The following is a 17,051-nucleotide window of genomic DNA, read 5'->3' on the forward strand; positions in this document are numbered from 1 at the left end:
AAATTTTTGTGTGAGTTCCCACATCTTGAGGTTTTGGGACAAGTCCTAAATAGAATTCTAGTATCAAATTTATGCGTAAAATCGCCGTTTTTCGACCATTCTTCAATTACTACTCGGACGCATGAAAATAGTACCAAGTTATTAACGGCCTAATTTACGAAAAAATAGTGGTACTTAAAAAATACCGCAAATTCGGAATTTACGACATTTTAAAGCAAGACCAAAATATTCAAATTTTTGAAACAATCTAACACAAGTATTCTATTCATGCGTCCGAGTAGTAAAATAGGTCCGTGTTTTTAAAAAACGTGGTAGTTCCCACAAATTTACCGATTCCTACTAGTAAGGCGCATGAGTTTAACGTGAGTTTCAACGTAAAGAAATCCATGATTCATTTCTCTTAAAAAGCTGGAATCTGAACTCTACAGATTGATTTCTAAAATGTGGGAACTACCACAAATCACGATTTTACGAATCAATTCTTAAATTGTAGGAACTCATACTCTTAGAAAATTCTTTCTCGTTTTCTTATGTAGAACTCATGTGAGTTTAAAAACAGAATTTTAAGTCTTCTAATAGCTCTTTGAATAAAGCCCTTTTAGATAATTTTGGTATTTTGGGTTAATAAATTTGTGGAATTTTGGTAAAATGTAGGAACTCATACAAAAAAGTAGATCACAAGTAAAATCTAAGATTGTAGGAACTACTCCATTTTCATAAAATCCACAGTTAAGTTTTCAGTACTATTTTTACATATCTTTATAGTAACAATCGTCCAATCAAATTTCTGTATAAAAACCGTCATTTTGCGATCATCAAATCAAAGTTCATTTTATAGAGAGGTCTCAATAACTTTTTAATAAAAGATGTAATAGTTCCCACATTGATCTAAAATAAATGTAGTCATTTTTTTAAAAACCGAATCTCATAAACTTCTAATATAAAAAAGATTTACAACAATTTTATACTTCTAAAGACTTTAATCTTAGCTTGTAATAGTTCCCACATTGAACGGTTTCACTCAAAAATTATATAAAAGGGCAGCAATATTTTGTTATGGAACACAATTTTGCGATAAAAATTTAAGATACTCAAATTTTATACAAATCAATAGGACAAAATTCTAAAAACTGAAATTGAAAATCTACTTCAAAGAATTTTAAAATTTCTGCATATATTAAGAGATAAAATGAAACTTGTATTAGGAATAGCAGGAGCCAGCGGCTCCATTTACGCGGAAAGATTTATCAAAGCACTTTTTACAATCGAAGGAACTACTTTTTTAGTCTGCAGTAATGCGTCTCTTAGAGTTTTTAGAGAGGAAATGGAATGTAAGGTCTCTTCGTCAAAAGAATTACTAGATTTTATCGTTTCTAAATATAAGATCCATACCACTCGTCATCGATTTGAAATCCGCAGTTTTACAGACATAGGAGCAGACATAGCCTCCGGTTCCAATTTTTGGAACGCGATGGTAATCCTTCCCTGTTCCATGAAAATGATCGCTTCAATTAACGCCGGTTTAACGGAAAACCTAATTGAAAGAGCCGCCGATGTCACTTTAAAAGAGAGAAGAAACCTTATAATAGTTCCAAGGGAAACACCTTACAATCGAATTCATCTGAAAAATATGTTAGAACTTCACGACGCAGGTGGAATTATTCTACCTGCTTCTCCGGGATTTTATCAGTTGCCTAAAACTTTGGAGGACTTAGGAGATTTCATCAGCGAAAAAGTTTTCAAACTTTTGGGTATGGAACTAAATCTATACCCGCCATGGACTCCTAAAAATACAGAGGAATAATTCTTATTAGGCGAAGTATTCTATATCGTGAATTTTCTTCTTAAGTGTAGATGCGTCTTCGTAGTTTTCCTTTGAAATCGCATTGAACTTTTGAAGATAAAGTCCAATCAATTCTTCTCCAGTTTGTCCTGGTAAAGAAAGTGCCTTTCTAAAATTATCTAAGTCGAACTCAGGATGTTTCGTCGAAAAATTTTCTACTAGCTGATCCATTTTAATGAGAGATGCTTCTCTCGCAATTCCAGTGGATCTTCTGATTTTCAGAGAAAGATTTGCGAGTACATCTAAATATTCTCGAACACCACTTTCTTCCTCCGGAAAATTAACCTGTCCTCCACCTACTTCTCGATTTTTACAAATCTCTACGTATTTGATCACTACACTATTGAACTGATCCATTCTTTCCTGAATGTAATCGTTAGAAGCTTCTTTAGACACAGGCATCTCAAAGTCTTTAATTTTAATCACGTCGTACTTCTCTATATTTTCCGATATGACCTTTTTTAATTCCTCATAACTTTCCAACGATACTGGAGGAAATGTTACGACAGGAAAATTTTCGCCGATTTTTAGAAAGCTCACAACCACGTTAGACGCGATTATCTTTCCTCCGGGGCTGAGAGGGTTTTCACCAAATACATTACAATATACGATCAAATTACCTGTTGGGTTTTTCTCGGATCCCTTTTCAAACTTCAAGGTTCACCTCCCGTCTCTCTATGTACAACAGACTCCAAAGCGTGTATTATTCCCACTTTTTTATTTCTTCATTTAATTTATCGAATATGATTTTATAAGCTTGATATACAGGTCCATTTTTATCCTTGAGTATTGCAGGTTTACCATCCTCTCCTGCATTCATAATTTCCATTGTAAGAGGAATGCCACCAAGAAAACTTGTTTCAGATGATTCTGCCAACTTATGACCACCTCCTTTACTAAATATGGCAGAAGCGTGGCCGCACTTAGGACAAATGAATTCACTCATGTTTTCAACGATTCCAAGAATAGGAACTTTTACTTGAGAAAACATTGCGGAAGCTCTGGTCGCATCTAACAAAGCAACGGATTGAGGTGTGGTTACAATCACAGCCCCATTCAAATCAATCAACTGCGCAAGAGAAAGTTGAACGTCTCCGGTTCCAGGTGGAAGATCTATAAATAAATAATCCAATTCATCCCAAACGATGTCATATAAAAACTGTTCCACCGCTTTTCCAAGCATAGGTCCTCTCCAGACCACTGGTTGTTTTTCATCGATTAAAAAAGAAAACGAAATCAATTTGAGTCCGTCTTTTTCCAAAGGATAAATTTTATCTTCTTCTGCTTTTAGCGCCACTCTTCCATTGATTCCAAACATCTTTCCAACAGATGGACCATAAATGTCCGCGTCTAAAATCCCTACCTTGTATCCGAGAGAAGCCGCCATTGCTGCGATATTTACAGTTACGGTAGATTTACCTACTCCTCCTTTGCCGGAACCGATCGCGATCACATTTTTAACTCCAGGGATTTTATTGGAATCGTCCAAAACGAGTTTAGGATCCACTTCAAATTTGATCTTTACCTTTCCTATCCCTTCTAGTTTGGTCAGAACCTGGCGAATCTGTGCTTCCAAACCAATTTGAATTCTTCTATCTTGGTTTGGAGTTTTAAGAAGTATATTTGTCTCTCCTTCTTGTATGTCGAGAGAACCAATCATACCTAAAGATACAATATCCTTCTTTAGTTCGGGGTGTTTGATTTTAGTCAATTCTCTTTGAATTTTAATTGTTTCGATTGTTGCCATTCTATTCCTTTTCCGAATAGGAAACCAGCGAGGCTTCCGTAAACTTAGACCTTTCTAAATTGTAAGTATATCTTTGAATTTTAATTTTCTGCTTTTGAATTTCGATAAGATGAAAACCACTTTTATGTTTTGCATCCGGAAGACGAGTGCTAGAAGCAGAATTGATTACATAATAAGGCAATTCTTCTCCAGGAAATTTTACCCAGTTCGTATGAACGTGACCATGAAGATAAACAAGAGGCGGCTGTTCTTTTAATAAAGAAGCAACCTCTTCCCGATTTAGCAATTTATGATGTACTGTTTCTTGTTTATCAAGCGGATTCCAGATTGGATGATGACATACTAAAATATAGTTTGTGATTTTTTTCTCGGAAAGAAATCTTTTTGTTTGTATAACAATTTCCGGGTGAATCCGTCCATGAGCATTTAAAATTGAAAGAGGAATATTTGAATCCCAACCCACAAAATGAAGATTTTGAATCTTCTTGATTCGAATATAATTTTTGTTATGCGAAATGGGTTCTCCGGAAAATTCGGAGAAATATTTTTCATATAAAGCATTTTCTCCTGAAGATTGTTTTACATAACGATCGTGGTTTCCAGGAATATAAAAAACTTTTTCCAACGGAAGTTCGCTTAACATTTTTCTGGCTTTTTTAAATTCTTCTTCGTGAGATACGTTCGTAATATCTCCGGACACTACGATCGCATCTGGATTGATCTCTTGAATAAAAGTTAAGATAGAATCCCAAACTTTTTTAGGATATTTATTCTTTCTTCTAAAATTATAATTTAAATATCCTACAAACATCTTACCCTTAAGTTGAAAGAATGGAAGCGAAGTCGGAAAATGTAAGTCTGATAGATGAAGAATTTTCATTCGGATTCAGAAAGTTCCAAAATTCCCAACACTTCACCTTTGCGAACAATAGATCCTTTCTCTTTTATAATTTGCGTTAGTGTACCTTTCACTGGAGACTCCATTGGAAAACACGCTTTATCCGTAACTAGCTCCAGAACCTCTTGACCTTGTTCTACCAAATCACCTATCTGCGAATTCCAGTGAACGAGTTCTATCTTGTCGGTATCTCCTAGATCCGGCGTGATCAATTCAAAAATGTAGGATTTTGATTTCATAGTTTAAAACAAACTTGCGTAAAAGACTTTGTACATCAATGATACCTAAAAAACTCGGCGGGGATATATGGCAAACCAGAAAACGGCGCTTAAAGGCAACGAGATTCTGAAAAATATCGAGGCTCTTAAGAAGAAAAAATTCTTTCATCTTGAACTCAAAGGTCTCACTAAGCCCACTCGAGACATTTTATCCGAACTCGTAAACGGAATTTTATCGGAGATAGGGGCTAATCCGTTAGCAGGTTTTCATCTATTCAGCGGACTTATGGAGGCCTTACTCAATGCAATTAAAGCTAACATTCGACATATCATTTTTAGAGATGAACTTCTTAAAAAATTAGAACAAGGAGAATCCAGTCGTCAAGACGCGGAGACACTTCTAGAGATTATCATGGAAACTTCTCTACTTCGAGACGCAATGCATCGTTATATCGTTCCAGAAAAAGTAAAAAAACAAGTACAAAGTGTTCTATTTTTAGAAGATAAAATTCGCACAAAAAAGAAAGACCTTACAGAAACCGAAAAGACTTTTCTGACTGATGTTCGAGCAAAGATCAAAAAGTACAACATGAATATTTCTTTGAAGATTCGTATTACTTCGGAAGATTTGAGTTTTCGAATTCGAAATGATTCCCCTATTCATCACCTAGATTTTCAGAGAATCCAAGAATCCAGACTCAAACACAAAGAACTTTTTGATCGTGGAAATTCTGCAGATTTCTTTCGCCCCGAATATCTAAATGAAAAAGAAAGTGCAGGTTTTGGAATTGCAATGATAGACGAGGGTTTTTACTCCATCGGTCTCAATCCTCTTGATTTACTTACAATTACTTCTGGTGCAAGAACTACTACGGTTTATATGAAATATCCAATTACCGGATTGAAAATGGAGTTTTGATTTTATTATAAAATTGTTATTTATTTTCGAGAATTTCAACAAGAGAATTCAAAGATAAAATTCGGATTTATACATAAAATCTACATTAGTTATTCATAAATTAAAAACTTATAATAAATGTTCATTTTACTTATAAATAAATAGAGTTATTGAAAAATTCTATAATGGAGATTAACAAAATTGCTTCTATCTATCATTTCCATATAACGGAAAACTATGTAAAATTAATTTTTCAAAAACTCAAACGTACTTAACTTTTTAAAGACTAGTAAAAAATTTGGCTTAAGAAAAATTTTCTAAAATATAATTCCTTACTTGTAATGACTATCGATCTATAAAACGTAATCCTTAATTTTTGCGAATAAATACTATCTATTTTATTTTTTTAAACGGATTGTGCAGTAGAGATAAATTAATTGTAGAACTTTATTTTTTTATAAAAACTTGCAAAAAGTTAATCTATATTAAAGTTTTAAAACAAATTCTCTCAGAGTTAGATTTTCCATTTATACATTTTAAATTTTATGAAAAACAAATTTCACAGATCAGTTTTCTTTTTAGTTATATTCAATATTTTATCTCAAATCGCATGTATTGATTTATATGTAGGTGGTGCACATATAGACGAATCCGGAATCGATTCTTCGAAAACCGTTACGAAATACGAATGGACACAACGTATGGTTGAAGCTTATTCAAGCCGATATACCTCCTGCGGATTTGACGTTTTTAAAATGGAAGAAAATGAATTTTATACACTGGTCAGTTTGTTAATTTTAGGGAGTAACGAAGAATATAACGGAATCTCGTTTTTTGACATGGAAGAAAATCTTAATGATTTATATCTATCCTTTAGTTCATCTAAAACACATTACTTTTATAAAGATTCTTTAGAATACTGTACCCGAACCATATTAACTAGCCCTTGCCAACCAAACCCACAAGATCAAGCTAGTTCTTTATATCTTGCGGTAATTCGAAGTTGTTTACTAAATCCGGGCAATTCTGCAAACTTCTGGGAGAAAGGACAAGGAAATTGGTAATTTTCCCATTTCTGAATTCCTCAAAAACGTAGTAAAATTTCACAAAATGCAAAAATTTTCTCCCGAAACAATTTATCTGTTTTGAATATTAAATTCTTATAATTCTCTCCACATTAAAAAATCCACTCAGCTATATAAAAAAATACTAATAACTTAAACGAGTTTTTGAGATAAAAATTCTTGGTAATTCATTATATAGTTCTGAGTAGTACATAAGTTTTAATTTTTAGAACGATCAATTCTATAAATTTTACCGCTGCCAAAATCACTTAGATAAACTTTTCCAGCCGCATCCTTTCCAAAAGAAGAGATAAGTAAAGGCCATTTTCCTAGACTATAAACTTTCTTTGCAGGTTGTGTGGATTCGTCTGGAAGATCCAAGGCCCAGATTCTACCGGAAACAAAGTCTGCAAAAATATACTTTCCATTTAAATCCGATATTAGAGAATTAGAATATACATAACCACCAGTAATCGACTGGCCTTCTTCGCGACCATATTCATAAATCGGATCGATCAGACCTTCTTGCTTGCAATTCCTTTTTGGTTCAAAACAATGTGAAGCTTCTTTAATATTCCATCCATAATTTTTTCCTCGTTCTACAATACTAACCTCTTCCCAAAGATCCTGCCCCACATCTGCAACAATCAACCTTCCTTTAGGATCAAAACTATACCTCCAAGGATTTCTAAAACCATATGCAAACGTTTCAGGGGCACAACAAGAATCATTTATAAAAGGATTGTCTTCTGGAATTTTATAACCTTTTCCATTTTCCGAAGAATTAACATCGATACGCAGCATACTTCCCAGTAAAGTCTTAGGGTTTTGTCCGTTTTTTTTCGGATCATCCTTCCAACCCCCATCTCCCCAAGCTATATATAAATAATGATCCGGACCAAAGGCGAGTTGTCCCGCATTATGATTCGGATACGGCTGAACCACTTCCATGATAATTCGTTCGGCAGTAATTTTAGATTTATCTAATTCTTTAGGAGAAGAAGCGATCCATTCGCTTACACGACTTGTATCTTTTCCGTTTACTTTTAAAACATAGTTAAGATAGAATTTACCGTTTTTTAAAAAATCAGGATGAAACGCCAAACCTAAAAGACCTTGTTCCGATTCAGAAAGAACATTCAAAGTCAGTAATATTCCGGTTTCATTTTTACGAACTTTTCCCCAACGAAGAGTACCTTTTTGTTCAGTAACTAAAAAAGTTTCCGTTTCACCGGGAGGGAACTGAATATCTGTTGGTTGTTGAAATCCCGAAGAAACTTCTTCAAGAGAAATTAAAATTCTTTCTTTGGTTACGTCTTTACCAGAATAAATCGGTTGCAAAAGGCTAGAATTCCCTTCCGCCTTATACTTGTCAGGTGCTCCTAAAACTTCAACGAGAGTTTTTTGAACCCATTCACAGCCGTTTGAAAAAACAAAAAATATAAATAAAAAAAAGTATATGGAATTTTTTTTCCAAGTAAAAAAAATCCTATTACTCAGTTTAAAAATCTGAGTCGTTTGATGGATGTTTATCTGTAAACGTTTCAAATTTTTATCGAATGATTCAAAGAAAAATAGAAATTCTTGAAACATTTTTTGAATTCTAAAGAAAACACGTTCTAATCGATTTAGACAAGACGGAAACCATTTAGACAGTAGGTTTGAAATTTTACTTTCCTTTATTCTAATAAACCAGTTACTACAAAATTTTATTTTAAAAAACATAACGTCATAGAATTTTATTTTTCAAAGAAGAGTCAAATCAAATTAAGAAACTTTTGTATTCTCCGAATCGATGAAGTTTTAAAATCTAAAAAATTTACAAGTAAACTCTAAAACCTTTTCACTTTTTGGAAAATCTTGATAGAAAATTATTCTAAGAAAGATTCATAATAAAAAAATCCGTTTCATAAAAGTTTGTTTTATCGCAAGAAAATAAACGTGGACTTACCAATCTTTATAAAATTGAGCATTGGAAATTTTCGCCATAAAAAGCCATTTGAATATAAAATATATGCATTTCTACACTTAGAAATTCTGAGATTTTAACGGATTAACGGTTTTTGTATTGAGTCTTTTAATCAAAAGCTATAGAGCTATGTAATAGAACACCATACAAAACTTAAAAATTACAGTTTTTAATGATCTCTATCAAATTGAGTATCTAAATGTTTATCACAAAAAGTCATTTCACGTAAGTTCAATAGAATCCAATACGAAAACGATTGAAACGACGAAGAACTCATAAGAATGCTCAGTATCTCGCTTCTATAATAAATTATAACTACAAACTAAATATTGCATTACGTTTTTTTTATGCAATTTATTGACTGGGACTGAAAATGTAGTCCGGCAACGCCGAATTTGTCCGGATTTTCCTACGCTGAGTTCACAAAATTAAAGTGTAAACTATTAGACTGGTAATTTATTATGTAGTTCCGAGTTATATCAATTAGGATCAACAAATCATTTCTAGTTTAAAATCTGTTTTCAAAAATTCTAAAAATAACCTATTTAAAAAACTTTTATAAAAGGAGGAAACCTAGACAAAATGAGTTTTTGATTTCATGAAACAGTCGCAAAACAATAATTTCATGTAATTTTTTTTTGAGATTATCCCAAAGCCTTGATGAAATAGTGTCATAAATTCTTCACAAACCAAAGGAGTTCCCACATCTTGGGCAATTTCAAATAGGCTTTATTATTTTAAACTCACGTAGGAATTCCTAGATTCTGGACTTTTGGGATAAGCTCTTTATTCATTTCTACATAATAGAGTTGTTGAAAAACGAATTCTTCATCTTGTTTTTGTTTCATGAAATGGTTGAGTGAAGCAGTTCTGTGAATCGCCGCTATGGAATTTTTCAACAACTCTAATAGAAAATTCAGAATTTTACATTATTATAATTTTGAATCAGATTGTTATTTTTAGATTTCATAAAAATTTCAAAAAAAATCAATTTTTCCACACGGGTCACTACTTTGAGATTAAAAACTTATTATATTAGAAAAACTTATTTAAAGAATATACTGACTCAGATCTTTATTTTGAATCACACCTTGCAGGCGATCGGTAACGTATTTACCGTCTATCCTTACTTTTCTCTGACTCTCCGGAAGATCTGGACCTTCAAAGCTCACTTCTTCAAGAAGACGTTCTAAAATTGTATTGAGTCTTCTGGCACCAATATTTTCGTGTTTTTCATTCATATCGTAGGCGATTCTTGCAATTTCTTGAATTCCGTCCAAAGAAAATTCCAACTGAATTCCATCGGTAGAAAGTAGAGCCTCGTATTGTCTTGTAAGAGAAGAACGAGGTGCGGTAAGAATTTTTTCAAAATCTTCTCTCGAAAGTTTTTCGAGTTCCACTCGAATCGGAAATCTTCCCTGCAATTCAGGAATGAGATCGGAAGGTTTTGTCATGTGAAACGCACCTGCAGCGATAAACAAAATATGATCCGTTTTTACCGGACCGATCTTTGTGTTTACCGTAGCTCCTTCTACGATAGGGAGAAGATCTCTTTGAACTCCTTCTCTAGAAACGTCCGCCCCACTTTTTCCTTCTCTTCCAGCAATCTTATCGATCTCGTCTAAAAATATGATTCCCATTTCTTCTACTCTTCGAAGTGCTTCTCTTTGTACTTTATCAGGATCGAGAAGCTTTTCTGCTTCGGATTCCTCTAAAGCTTTTAAAGCTTCAGGGATTTTAAGTTTCCTTTTTTTATTTTTTTTAGGAAGTATATCTCCTAAAACGTTTTGAAGTTGATTGTCAAGGTCGTCTAAATTTCCCGCACCAAAAACTTGAAGCATAGGAACCTGAGAGACACTCGGATTTGGAAGATCTAGTTCTACTTCCTGATCATCCAACTTTCCGGTTTTTAATTTCTTTCTCATAAATTCTCTGGTTTCCAGAAAATGAGTTTTTCTATCCTCTTCATCAGCTAACGTCGATGAGGTGGCAAAGCCGGTTATCTGTCCAGAACCGTGTTTATTTTCGCCGGGAAAAGGAAGAAGAATGTCGAGTAATGCTTCTTCCGCTTTTTGTTTTGCAGTTTCTTCTACTTTAGTTCTAAATTCTTGTTTTACAAGATTCATAGAAATTACAGCAAGATCACGAATCATAGATTCTACGTCTCTCCCAACGTAACCTACTTCCGTATATTTAGTAGCTTCTACTTTTAAAAAGGGAGCACCACAGAGTTTAGAAAGCCTTCTTGCGATTTCCGTTTTTCCGACCCCGGTGGGCCCAATCATGATGATGTTCTTAGGGTAAATTTCCTCTCTCATTTCCGGATCCAATTTTTTACGTCTGGTCCTGTTTCTAAGAGCGATGGCTACTGCCTTCTTTGCGTTTTTTTGACTGATTATATGTTCGTCTAATTTTGCTACGATTTCTCTAGGCGTAAGCTCTTCTTCTGCCGGTGATGTAAGTTCCTGGTCTATTGGATGATTTGCCATACTTTTATTTTAAAGAATTTCTTCTAGGGTTATATGATTGTTTGTATAAATACAAATATCCGCCGCAATCTTCATCGAAGACTCTACTATCTCTTTGGGAGAAAGATTGGTATGATCGTAAAGCGCACGAGCAGCGGCTAACGCGTAATTTCCACCCGAACCAATCGCGATCACTCCTTCGTCTGGAGAAATCACATCTCCAGTTCCAGAAATCAAAAAAGATTCTTCCTTATCGGCTACGATGAGAAGCGCTTCTAGTCTTCGAAGCATTCGATCCGTTCTCCATTCTCTTGCAAGTTCTACAGCGCTTCTAGAAAGACTTCCTCCAAATTCTTGAACCTTCTTTTCAAAAAGTTCAAAAAGTGTAAATGCATCTGCAGCAGATCCGGCAAAACCGGAAAGAATTTTTCCGTCATAAAGTCTTCTAATTTTTTTAGCCGTGTTCTTCATAACGGTGTTTCCCATAGAAACCTGACCGTCACCTCCGATGGCTACTTTTCCGTTTTTTCGTACACAGAGAATGGTTGTAGAACGAATTTTATTTTCTGGCATGTGGATGGGCCTTTCTATAAACCTCTTTGATTTTTTCCTTACTCACACTTAAATAAATTTGAGTTGTGGAAAGAGAAGAATGTCCGAGTAATTCTTGTACCGCTCTAATTTCAGCTCCAGCGTCTAAAAGATCGGTCGCAAAAGTATGTCTAAATTTATGGGGTGTGATCGTTTTTTCCCAACCCATTTTTTTTCTTCTTTCATTCAAAATATATCGAACCCCTCGAGTCGTCAGTTTCTTTCCTCTTTGATTCAGAAAAATTTCCTCTGCATCTGGAAAAGAAACGTTTCTATATTCCAAATATTTTTGTAACGAACTTACTGCCTCTTTACCAAAATATACAAATCTTTCCTTTCGTCCTTTACCAAGAACTTTAAGAACTGTTAAGTCCTTAGAAAGAGAATTTAGTTTTGCATTTACAAGTTCAAATACCCTAAGACCGGAAGAATATAAAACCTCGATCATCGCCCTATCTCTGATTTCCGAAACTTCGGAAGCATTTTCTGACTCAAATTCCAGGATTTCTTCCGTTTCGTTTATCCTGAAATTTTTAGGAACTTCTTTTCTAACTTTAGGAAAACTGAGTTGAGTAGCCGGATTGGATTTTACTAGATCCTCTCTCAAAAGAACCTTGTAAAAGGTTCTAAGAGAAGATAACTTTCTACTTTGAGACCTGCGATCTATCTCGTGTTTTTTTGCGAGATACGCAAAGTAAGATCGGATATCCACTGGTTCGATCTGAAAAATATCTAGTTGTTCTTTTTCACAAAACTCGAAAAAAAATTTTAAATCAATACTGTAAGCGTTGATTGTGTTTTGTGAATAGTTCTTTTCGATCTTTAAATAGTTTATGAATTTCTTAGCCGTTTCATTTAAAGATTCGGAAGAAAATTCTGGAAATTGGAAAGGATAGTCACCCAATGAAATTCTCCATAAAATCATTTCTACAAAAAAACCGAACCACTTTACAACTTGATGATTCAAAACAATAGAGATTTTTTAGAAATCCTAAGACAATGATCGTACAACAAATTCCAGCATGAAATCGCCGTTTTGTGGTCATTATATTAAAAATTCATTTTATAGAAGCAAAATCTATAGTCTTATACCCAGTTTTACAAAAGTGAAAACGATTCCTTCCTATTGATTATCGGAGAGTTTTTGAAATCCGTTTTTTCTTTCTCGAATCCAATCCGAGATTTTTTGCAAAGAAACTTTTACAAGTTCTGGAATTTTTTCTTTTTCGTTCGGAAGAAAATTGGAAAGCACATAATCCGGCACTTCTGAAGTAATGGAAGGTTTTCCGACCCCAAACCTAAGTCGAAAGAATGTATTGGTACCTAATTTTTCTACTATGTTTCTAAGTCCGTTATGACCAGCGTGTCCACCTCCGCCTTTCAATTTCAACTTACCGAACTCGAAATCAATTTCATCGTGAATAATTAAAATGTTTTCAGGAGAAATTCCGTTTTTTTTAGCGATTTCCGCAACAGACTTTCCAGAAAGATTCATAAATTCTAAGGGTTTTAGATAAAAAATCGTAACCCCATCTTCATCGGTTCTAGCTAAAGAATATTTAGAATTGGTTTGATAACTTACGGAAGAAGAATCCAAGAGAGAATCCAAGATCACAAAACCGATGTTATGCCGGTTGTGAACATATTTTTGGCCTGGATTTCCAATCCCTACCAATAATAGTTTTAGATTTGCCATGGTTGTAGAATTTGATTGAGCATCTTTTCAGTTGCATGAACCGCTGCAACCGTTTGATCCGGATGAACTCCCATCGTTTTGAAAGTCTGGTCCTCTTCTAAATCTAAGGACTTGTTCCAGGTGATCCTAGTTTCTACAAGTGCATCTGTTTTTCCACCAGGAGGAATCCTTACTTCGTAATCTATCAATTTAGGAATACTAATACCGAGGCGATTCGTAATTTTAGTAAGTGCATTCATAAACGCATCATACCCTCCGTCTCCTTCAGAAATTTCCTTATGAATCTTTCCCTGATATTCCAATTCAATTTGTGCGTGAGGACGAATTCCAATTCCGGAATGAATATTACAAGATTTGATTGTAAGTACCTTTTCTCCGGTTCTTCCAGAAACGTCCGCAATGATAAATGGAAGATCTTCAGGTGTCACTAGTTTATTCTGATCTCCTAATTCGATCACCCTTTCTAAAACCTTTTGTAAAACCACGTCACTTAAAACCATTCCGAGTTGTTTTACATTTTCGGAGATACTCGCCTTACCTGCAAGTTTGCCTAACGCGTAACTTCTTTTCCTACCAAATCTTTCCGGTAAAATAGGATTTGCGTATAAATTTCCTTTTTTGTCTCCGTCTGCGTGTACTCCCGCGGTCTGAGTAAACACGTCTTCTCCAACGATCGGTCTATTTGCAGAAATTCTTTTTCCGCTGAATACTTCTACAAGACGGCTTGCTTCCGTAATTGCAATTTCGTTTATGTTCGTTTTAGAGTTAGACTTATCATGAATCGTGGTTACGAGTGCTTCCAACGGAGTATTTCCGGCTCTTTCTCCGAGACCATTTATAGAAGCGTGAAGACCTTTGACTCCGGCACGAATCGCTTGAAGACTATTTGCCACGGAAAGATCGTAGTCGTTATGTCCGTGAAATTCAAAATGAATATCCGGGTATTTTTGAATGAGTGAATCCACTCCTTGAAACGTCTCTTCTGGCGAAAGAACGCCTAACGTGTCTGGAAGAAAAATTCTTTCTATATGTTCTTTACTTAGATGTTCTACGAGCGATTTGACGTAATCTGGACTGTTTCTGAAACCGTTGGACCAATCTTCTAAATATACGTTTATTTTAAGTCCGCTTTTGATCGCGTATTCTATTACAAAAGAAACGTCTGTAAAGAATTCTTTCGGAGTTTTGCCTAATTGTTTTTCTAAATGATGAAGCGATCCCTTAGTCAAAAGATTTAAAACCTTAGCCCCACTATCTTTGATCCAATCTACGGTTTTATTCCCGTCTACAAAACCTAAGATTTCGATTCTTTCCGTAAGCTGTTCTGTTGCAGCCCATTCCATGATTTTTTGGACCGTTTCCAATTCCCCTTTAGAAACTCTTGCAGACGCAATCTCTACCCGATCTACATTTAGTTTTTGTAATAGAAATTTTGCGATATTTAGTTTTTCGGAAGTGGAAAAACTGACCCCTCTGGTCTGCTCCCCGTCTCTCAAAGTTACGTCTAAAATTTCCAATCGAGTTTCTACTTTTGTCATCTGAGATACCTTTTGAGAACGTCCTTATCGGGACCTAATACTTCGACCAACGTGGAACCCGGGTTGGAAATTCCAAACTGAGAATAATCTACTTCCTTTAGAAAATCGTGAGATCGAATCGTATCTAAAGTTAGTTTTTTGAGAATTCCTTCTCCAATACCGTGAACAATTTCAATCAGAGTTTCCCCGGCTAAAAAAGCTTCTTGAATTTCCTTTTCTAGTTTCCATTGTGCTTCTTCAAATCGAAGCTTTCGAATATAAATCGTTTTCGCTCCTGAATATCCAAATTTGACGGATTTTTTTTTCATACAATCCGAGACTCTTCTTCGGTACCAGTGTTTTTTGTTTAGAAGTACAGAAAACAAAGAATTTCATTTTTTATGCTTTCACTCTCCGAACGTTTCGGTACAATTTTCAATCGATCCATTCTATAAAAAGAGGTAGGTTTTAAACCTTGAACGAACAGGCAGAATCCAAATCGGAAACGGCGAAGTTAGTGGATAAAAAAAGGATCGCAATCTGCGGAGGAACCTTAGGACGCGAAAATCGGTATTACGTTCGTGGCCAGGTTGTGGACGTGGGAATCACCGAAGAAATGAGAGACGATTCCCGTTGGGATTTGTTAAACGGCCTGTTTGAAGGTCAAGAAAAAGAAATCACTCCATTTTTAGATTATGGACTGGAACCAGTTCGAAAACCAATCTTAGTCGCAGAAATCTGGGACGAATCCGATGTTTTAGTTCATCAATCTCCCGAAATCAAAGGAGACGAAGGTGGATTTTTTTTTCACGAGTTCACAAAACCCCTTCCTCCCGGAAAGTATATCTTTCAGATTCGTTTTAGAAAATTAGATTCTTACAGACAATTTACAAAAGACATAGCTTACTTAAATCAAAAAGGAAAAAGCGAAATTTCCGGACAATCCTTAATCGGAAAAGGAAAACTCAGAATTCTTCCCGAAAACTTTAACGGTTACGTCACTACTTCGGATATAGACCAGACTTATCTTGCTACGGACATTCATTCTAACAAAGGAAAACTTTCTACGTTATTCGAAACACCACAACAAAAACTCCCTCTCCCTGGAATGCCAGCTCTCTATAGAGAAATTAGATTGGCTACAGAAGATTCCCCCCTCTGTTTTATATCCGCCAGTCCTCATTTTTTTAGAAGGACATTACTGAGTACGATTCAAAGTCATTCCATCACAACCGAATCTTTACATCTTAAATATTTAGAAGGAACCATTAAAGGGATTGTCGAAAAATTTTGGGACTCGGTAACCCATCCAGCCAAATTCATAACGGATGGAATTTTAGGTTCTATGGAAAGAATTCGAAAATTTGCAGGAGCTTCATTTCAAAGTCTTTTTGATCAGATGAGCTACAAACTTACAATTCTACTTCGAGACAGATTGTATCTTCCTACAAACGCAAAGGAAATTTTAATTGGAGACAATACCGAAAGTGATTATTTAATCTTTATTCTTTATCAATATATTCTATGCGGTAAAATGCAAGGGAAAGAATTGGAAGACTATCTATATCGTCTAAACTTTTTAGGAAGGGATGCAATTACAAGAGACGCCGCAAGAATAATCCGAGAACTCGGAGAAGAAAATAGAAATATTCATGGAGATTTAAATTCGGTTTCCTTGGTTCTTATCAATAAAACTGTTCACGGACCGGATCAGGAGGAAATGCATTGGAACATTCAAAGTGCACTTCCTGCTGGAATCGATCCTTTTAAACAAAAAGAGATTCATCCGTATATTTTAACCGAAGGCGCTCCCGGTTTTGCGGTAGTACTTCAAGATAATGGAATATTAGATACTTCTGCTGTATTTAGGATTGTAGCGGAAATGGCAGGAGAATGGATGGAAGGTAAAGTGATTGATTCCACGGCGTTGATGGAATGGATTCAAAATTTGACTCTACCAGGAGATTATCAAAACGAAAAAGATCTGATTTTAGAGGGTTTGAAAAAGGCTCTGAAAAAAGAAGAAATTTCTTAGAAACGTTGTCTTTTTTATCGATTTAAAATGTAGGAACTCACACAAAGTCTAAGTTTTACTTTAAAATGTAGGAACTCACACAAAGTCTAAGTTTTACTTTAAAATGT

15 protein-coding genes are annotated in these 17,051 nt (G+C 34.9%); 4 read left to right on the forward strand and 11 right to left on the reverse strand.

All coding sequences use genetic code 11. The annotated features are described in order from the left end of the window. Window positions 1-1,189: 1,189 nt before the first annotated feature. A complete protein-coding gene (locus BW942_RS02945; protein WP_000780086.1) occupies window positions 1,190-1,804 on the forward strand; it encodes a UbiX family flavin prenyltransferase in 615 nt (204 codons plus the stop codon). Window positions 1,805-1,810: 6 nt separating this feature from the next. Here BW942_RS02945 and BW942_RS02950 read toward each other — a convergent pair whose 3' ends face one another. From BW942_RS02950 to BW942_RS02965, 4 genes are read right to left on the reverse strand one after another with little or no spacing between them, the layout of a single operon-like run. Beyond that, window positions 1,811-2,500: a hypothetical protein gene (locus tag BW942_RS02950; RefSeq protein ID WP_000667225.1), complete on the reverse strand. Its 690-nt coding sequence runs from the start codon at window positions 2,498-2,500 to the stop codon at window positions 1,811-1,813. Window positions 2,501-2,546: 46 nt separating this feature from the next. Then, window positions 2,547-3,590: an Mrp/NBP35 family ATP-binding protein gene (locus BW942_RS02955; RefSeq protein ID WP_000190880.1), complete on the reverse strand. Its 1,044-nt coding sequence runs from the start codon at window positions 3,588-3,590 to the stop codon at window positions 2,547-2,549. Window position 3,591: 1 nt separating this feature from the next. Continuing rightward, on the reverse strand, window positions 3,592-4,470 hold the full coding sequence (locus BW942_RS02960) for a metallophosphoesterase family protein (protein ID WP_000697460.1): 879 nt from the start codon (window positions 4,468-4,470) through the stop codon (window positions 3,592-3,594). Beyond that, the gene (locus tag BW942_RS02965) at window positions 4,467-4,727 is read right to left on the reverse strand and encodes a lipoyl domain-containing protein (RefSeq protein ID WP_000837773.1); all 261 of its coding nucleotides are present in this window, start codon (window positions 4,725-4,727) and stop codon (window positions 4,467-4,469) included. Before BW942_RS02965 ends, BW942_RS02960 begins: the two co-directional genes overlap by 4 nt. A gap of 67 nt (window positions 4,728-4,794) precedes the next feature. Between BW942_RS02965 and BW942_RS02970 the strand changes: the two genes are divergently transcribed. Both BW942_RS02970 and BW942_RS02975 read left to right on the forward strand, forming a co-directional pair. Further along, complete coding sequence (locus BW942_RS02970) at window positions 4,795-5,625, forward strand: hypothetical protein (RefSeq protein ID WP_000013261.1); 831 nt, start codon at window positions 4,795-4,797, stop codon at window positions 5,623-5,625. A 524-nt stretch (window positions 5,626-6,149) separates the two neighbouring features. Further along, window positions 6,150-6,668, forward strand: a complete 519-nt coding sequence (locus tag BW942_RS02975; protein ID WP_000790777.1) for a hypothetical protein — start codon at window positions 6,150-6,152, stop codon at window positions 6,666-6,668. 219 nt (window positions 6,669-6,887) lie between these two features. Here the strand turns inward: BW942_RS02975 and BW942_RS02980 are convergent, their stop codons facing one another. The 7 genes from BW942_RS02980 to BW942_RS03010 form a co-directional block, all read right to left on the reverse strand. After that, window positions 6,888-8,261, reverse strand: coding sequence for a PQQ-dependent sugar dehydrogenase (locus tag BW942_RS02980; protein WP_000485070.1), 1,374 nt, complete (start codon window positions 8,259-8,261; stop codon window positions 6,888-6,890). Between the two features lie 1,425 nt (window positions 8,262-9,686). Then, on the reverse strand, window positions 9,687-11,126 hold the full coding sequence (gene hslU, locus BW942_RS02985; protein ID WP_001273642.1) for an ATP-dependent protease ATPase subunit HslU: 1,440 nt from the start codon (window positions 11,124-11,126) through the stop codon (window positions 9,687-9,689). 9 nt (window positions 11,127-11,135) lie between these two features. Next, entirely contained in the window at window positions 11,136-11,678 is a 543-nt protein-coding gene (gene hslV / locus BW942_RS02990) for an ATP-dependent protease subunit HslV (RefSeq protein WP_001114726.1), read from the reverse strand. Further along, the gene (gene xerC, locus BW942_RS02995; protein WP_002079116.1) at window positions 11,665-12,600 is read right to left on the reverse strand and encodes a tyrosine recombinase XerC; all 936 of its coding nucleotides are present in this window, start codon (window positions 12,598-12,600) and stop codon (window positions 11,665-11,667) included. Before xerC ends, hslV begins: the two co-directional genes overlap by 14 nt. Window positions 12,601-12,819: 219 nt before the next feature. Continuing rightward, window positions 12,820-13,392: an aminoacyl-tRNA hydrolase gene (pth, locus tag BW942_RS03000; protein WP_001284985.1), complete on the reverse strand. Its 573-nt coding sequence runs from the start codon at window positions 13,390-13,392 to the stop codon at window positions 12,820-12,822. Beyond that, a complete protein-coding gene (gene cimA, locus BW942_RS03005; RefSeq protein ID WP_000169688.1) occupies window positions 13,380-14,930 on the reverse strand; it encodes a (R)-citramalate synthase CimA in 1,551 nt (516 codons plus the stop codon). Before cimA ends, pth begins: the two co-directional genes overlap by 13 nt. Continuing rightward, window positions 14,927-15,238: a Smr/MutS family protein gene (locus tag BW942_RS03010; protein WP_000730539.1), complete on the reverse strand. Its 312-nt coding sequence runs from the start codon at window positions 15,236-15,238 to the stop codon at window positions 14,927-14,929. Before BW942_RS03010 ends, cimA begins: the two co-directional genes overlap by 4 nt. 146 nt (window positions 15,239-15,384) lie before the next feature. Between BW942_RS03010 and BW942_RS03015 the strand changes: the two genes are divergently transcribed. Further along, a complete protein-coding gene (locus BW942_RS03015) occupies window positions 15,385-16,944 on the forward strand; it encodes a phosphatase domain-containing protein (protein WP_001005189.1) in 1,560 nt (519 codons plus the stop codon). The last annotated feature ends 107 nt before the right edge of the window (window positions 16,945-17,051 follow it).

The organism is Leptospira interrogans (assembly GCF_900156205.1).
GTDB classification, from domain to species: domain Bacteria; phylum Spirochaetota; class Leptospiria; order Leptospirales; family Leptospiraceae; genus Leptospira; species Leptospira interrogans.

Bases quoted from the DNA above. Each gene is read 5' to 3' on its own strand.
- BW942_RS02945 (WP_000780086.1), top strand. From the start codon at position 1,190: ATGAAACTTGTATTAGGAATAGCAGGAGCCAGCGGCTCCATTTACGCG.
- BW942_RS02955 (WP_000190880.1), bottom strand. From the start codon at position 3,590: ATGGCAACAATCGAAACAATTAAAATTCAAAGAGAATTGACTAAAATC.
- BW942_RS02960 (WP_000697460.1), bottom strand. From the start codon at position 4,470: ATGAAAATTCTTCATCTATCAGACTTACATTTTCCGACTTCGCTTCCA.
- BW942_RS02965 (WP_000837773.1), bottom strand. From the start codon at position 4,727: ATGAAATCAAAATCCTACATTTTTGAATTGATCACGCCGGATCTAGGA.
- BW942_RS02970 (WP_000013261.1), top strand. From the start codon at position 4,795: ATGGCAAACCAGAAAACGGCGCTTAAAGGCAACGAGATTCTGAAAAAT.
- BW942_RS02975 (WP_000790777.1), top strand. From the start codon at position 6,150: ATGAAAAACAAATTTCACAGATCAGTTTTCTTTTTAGTTATATTCAAT.
- BW942_RS02980 (WP_000485070.1), bottom strand. From the start codon at position 8,261: ATGTTTCAAGAATTTCTATTTTTCTTTGAATCATTCGATAAAAATTTG.
- hslU (WP_001273642.1), bottom strand. From the start codon at position 11,126: ATGGCAAATCATCCAATAGACCAGGAACTTACATCACCGGCAGAAGAA.
- hslV (WP_001114726.1), bottom strand. From the start codon at position 11,678: ATGCCAGAAAATAAAATTCGTTCTACAACCATTCTCTGTGTACGAAAA.
- pth (WP_001284985.1), bottom strand. From the start codon at position 13,392: ATGGCAAATCTAAAACTATTATTGGTAGGGATTGGAAATCCAGGCCAA.
- cimA (WP_000169688.1), bottom strand. From the start codon at position 14,930: ATGACAAAAGTAGAAACTCGATTGGAAATTTTAGACGTAACTTTGAGA.
- BW942_RS03010 (WP_000730539.1), bottom strand. From the start codon at position 15,238: ATGAAAAAAAAATCCGTCAAATTTGGATATTCAGGAGCGAAAACGATT.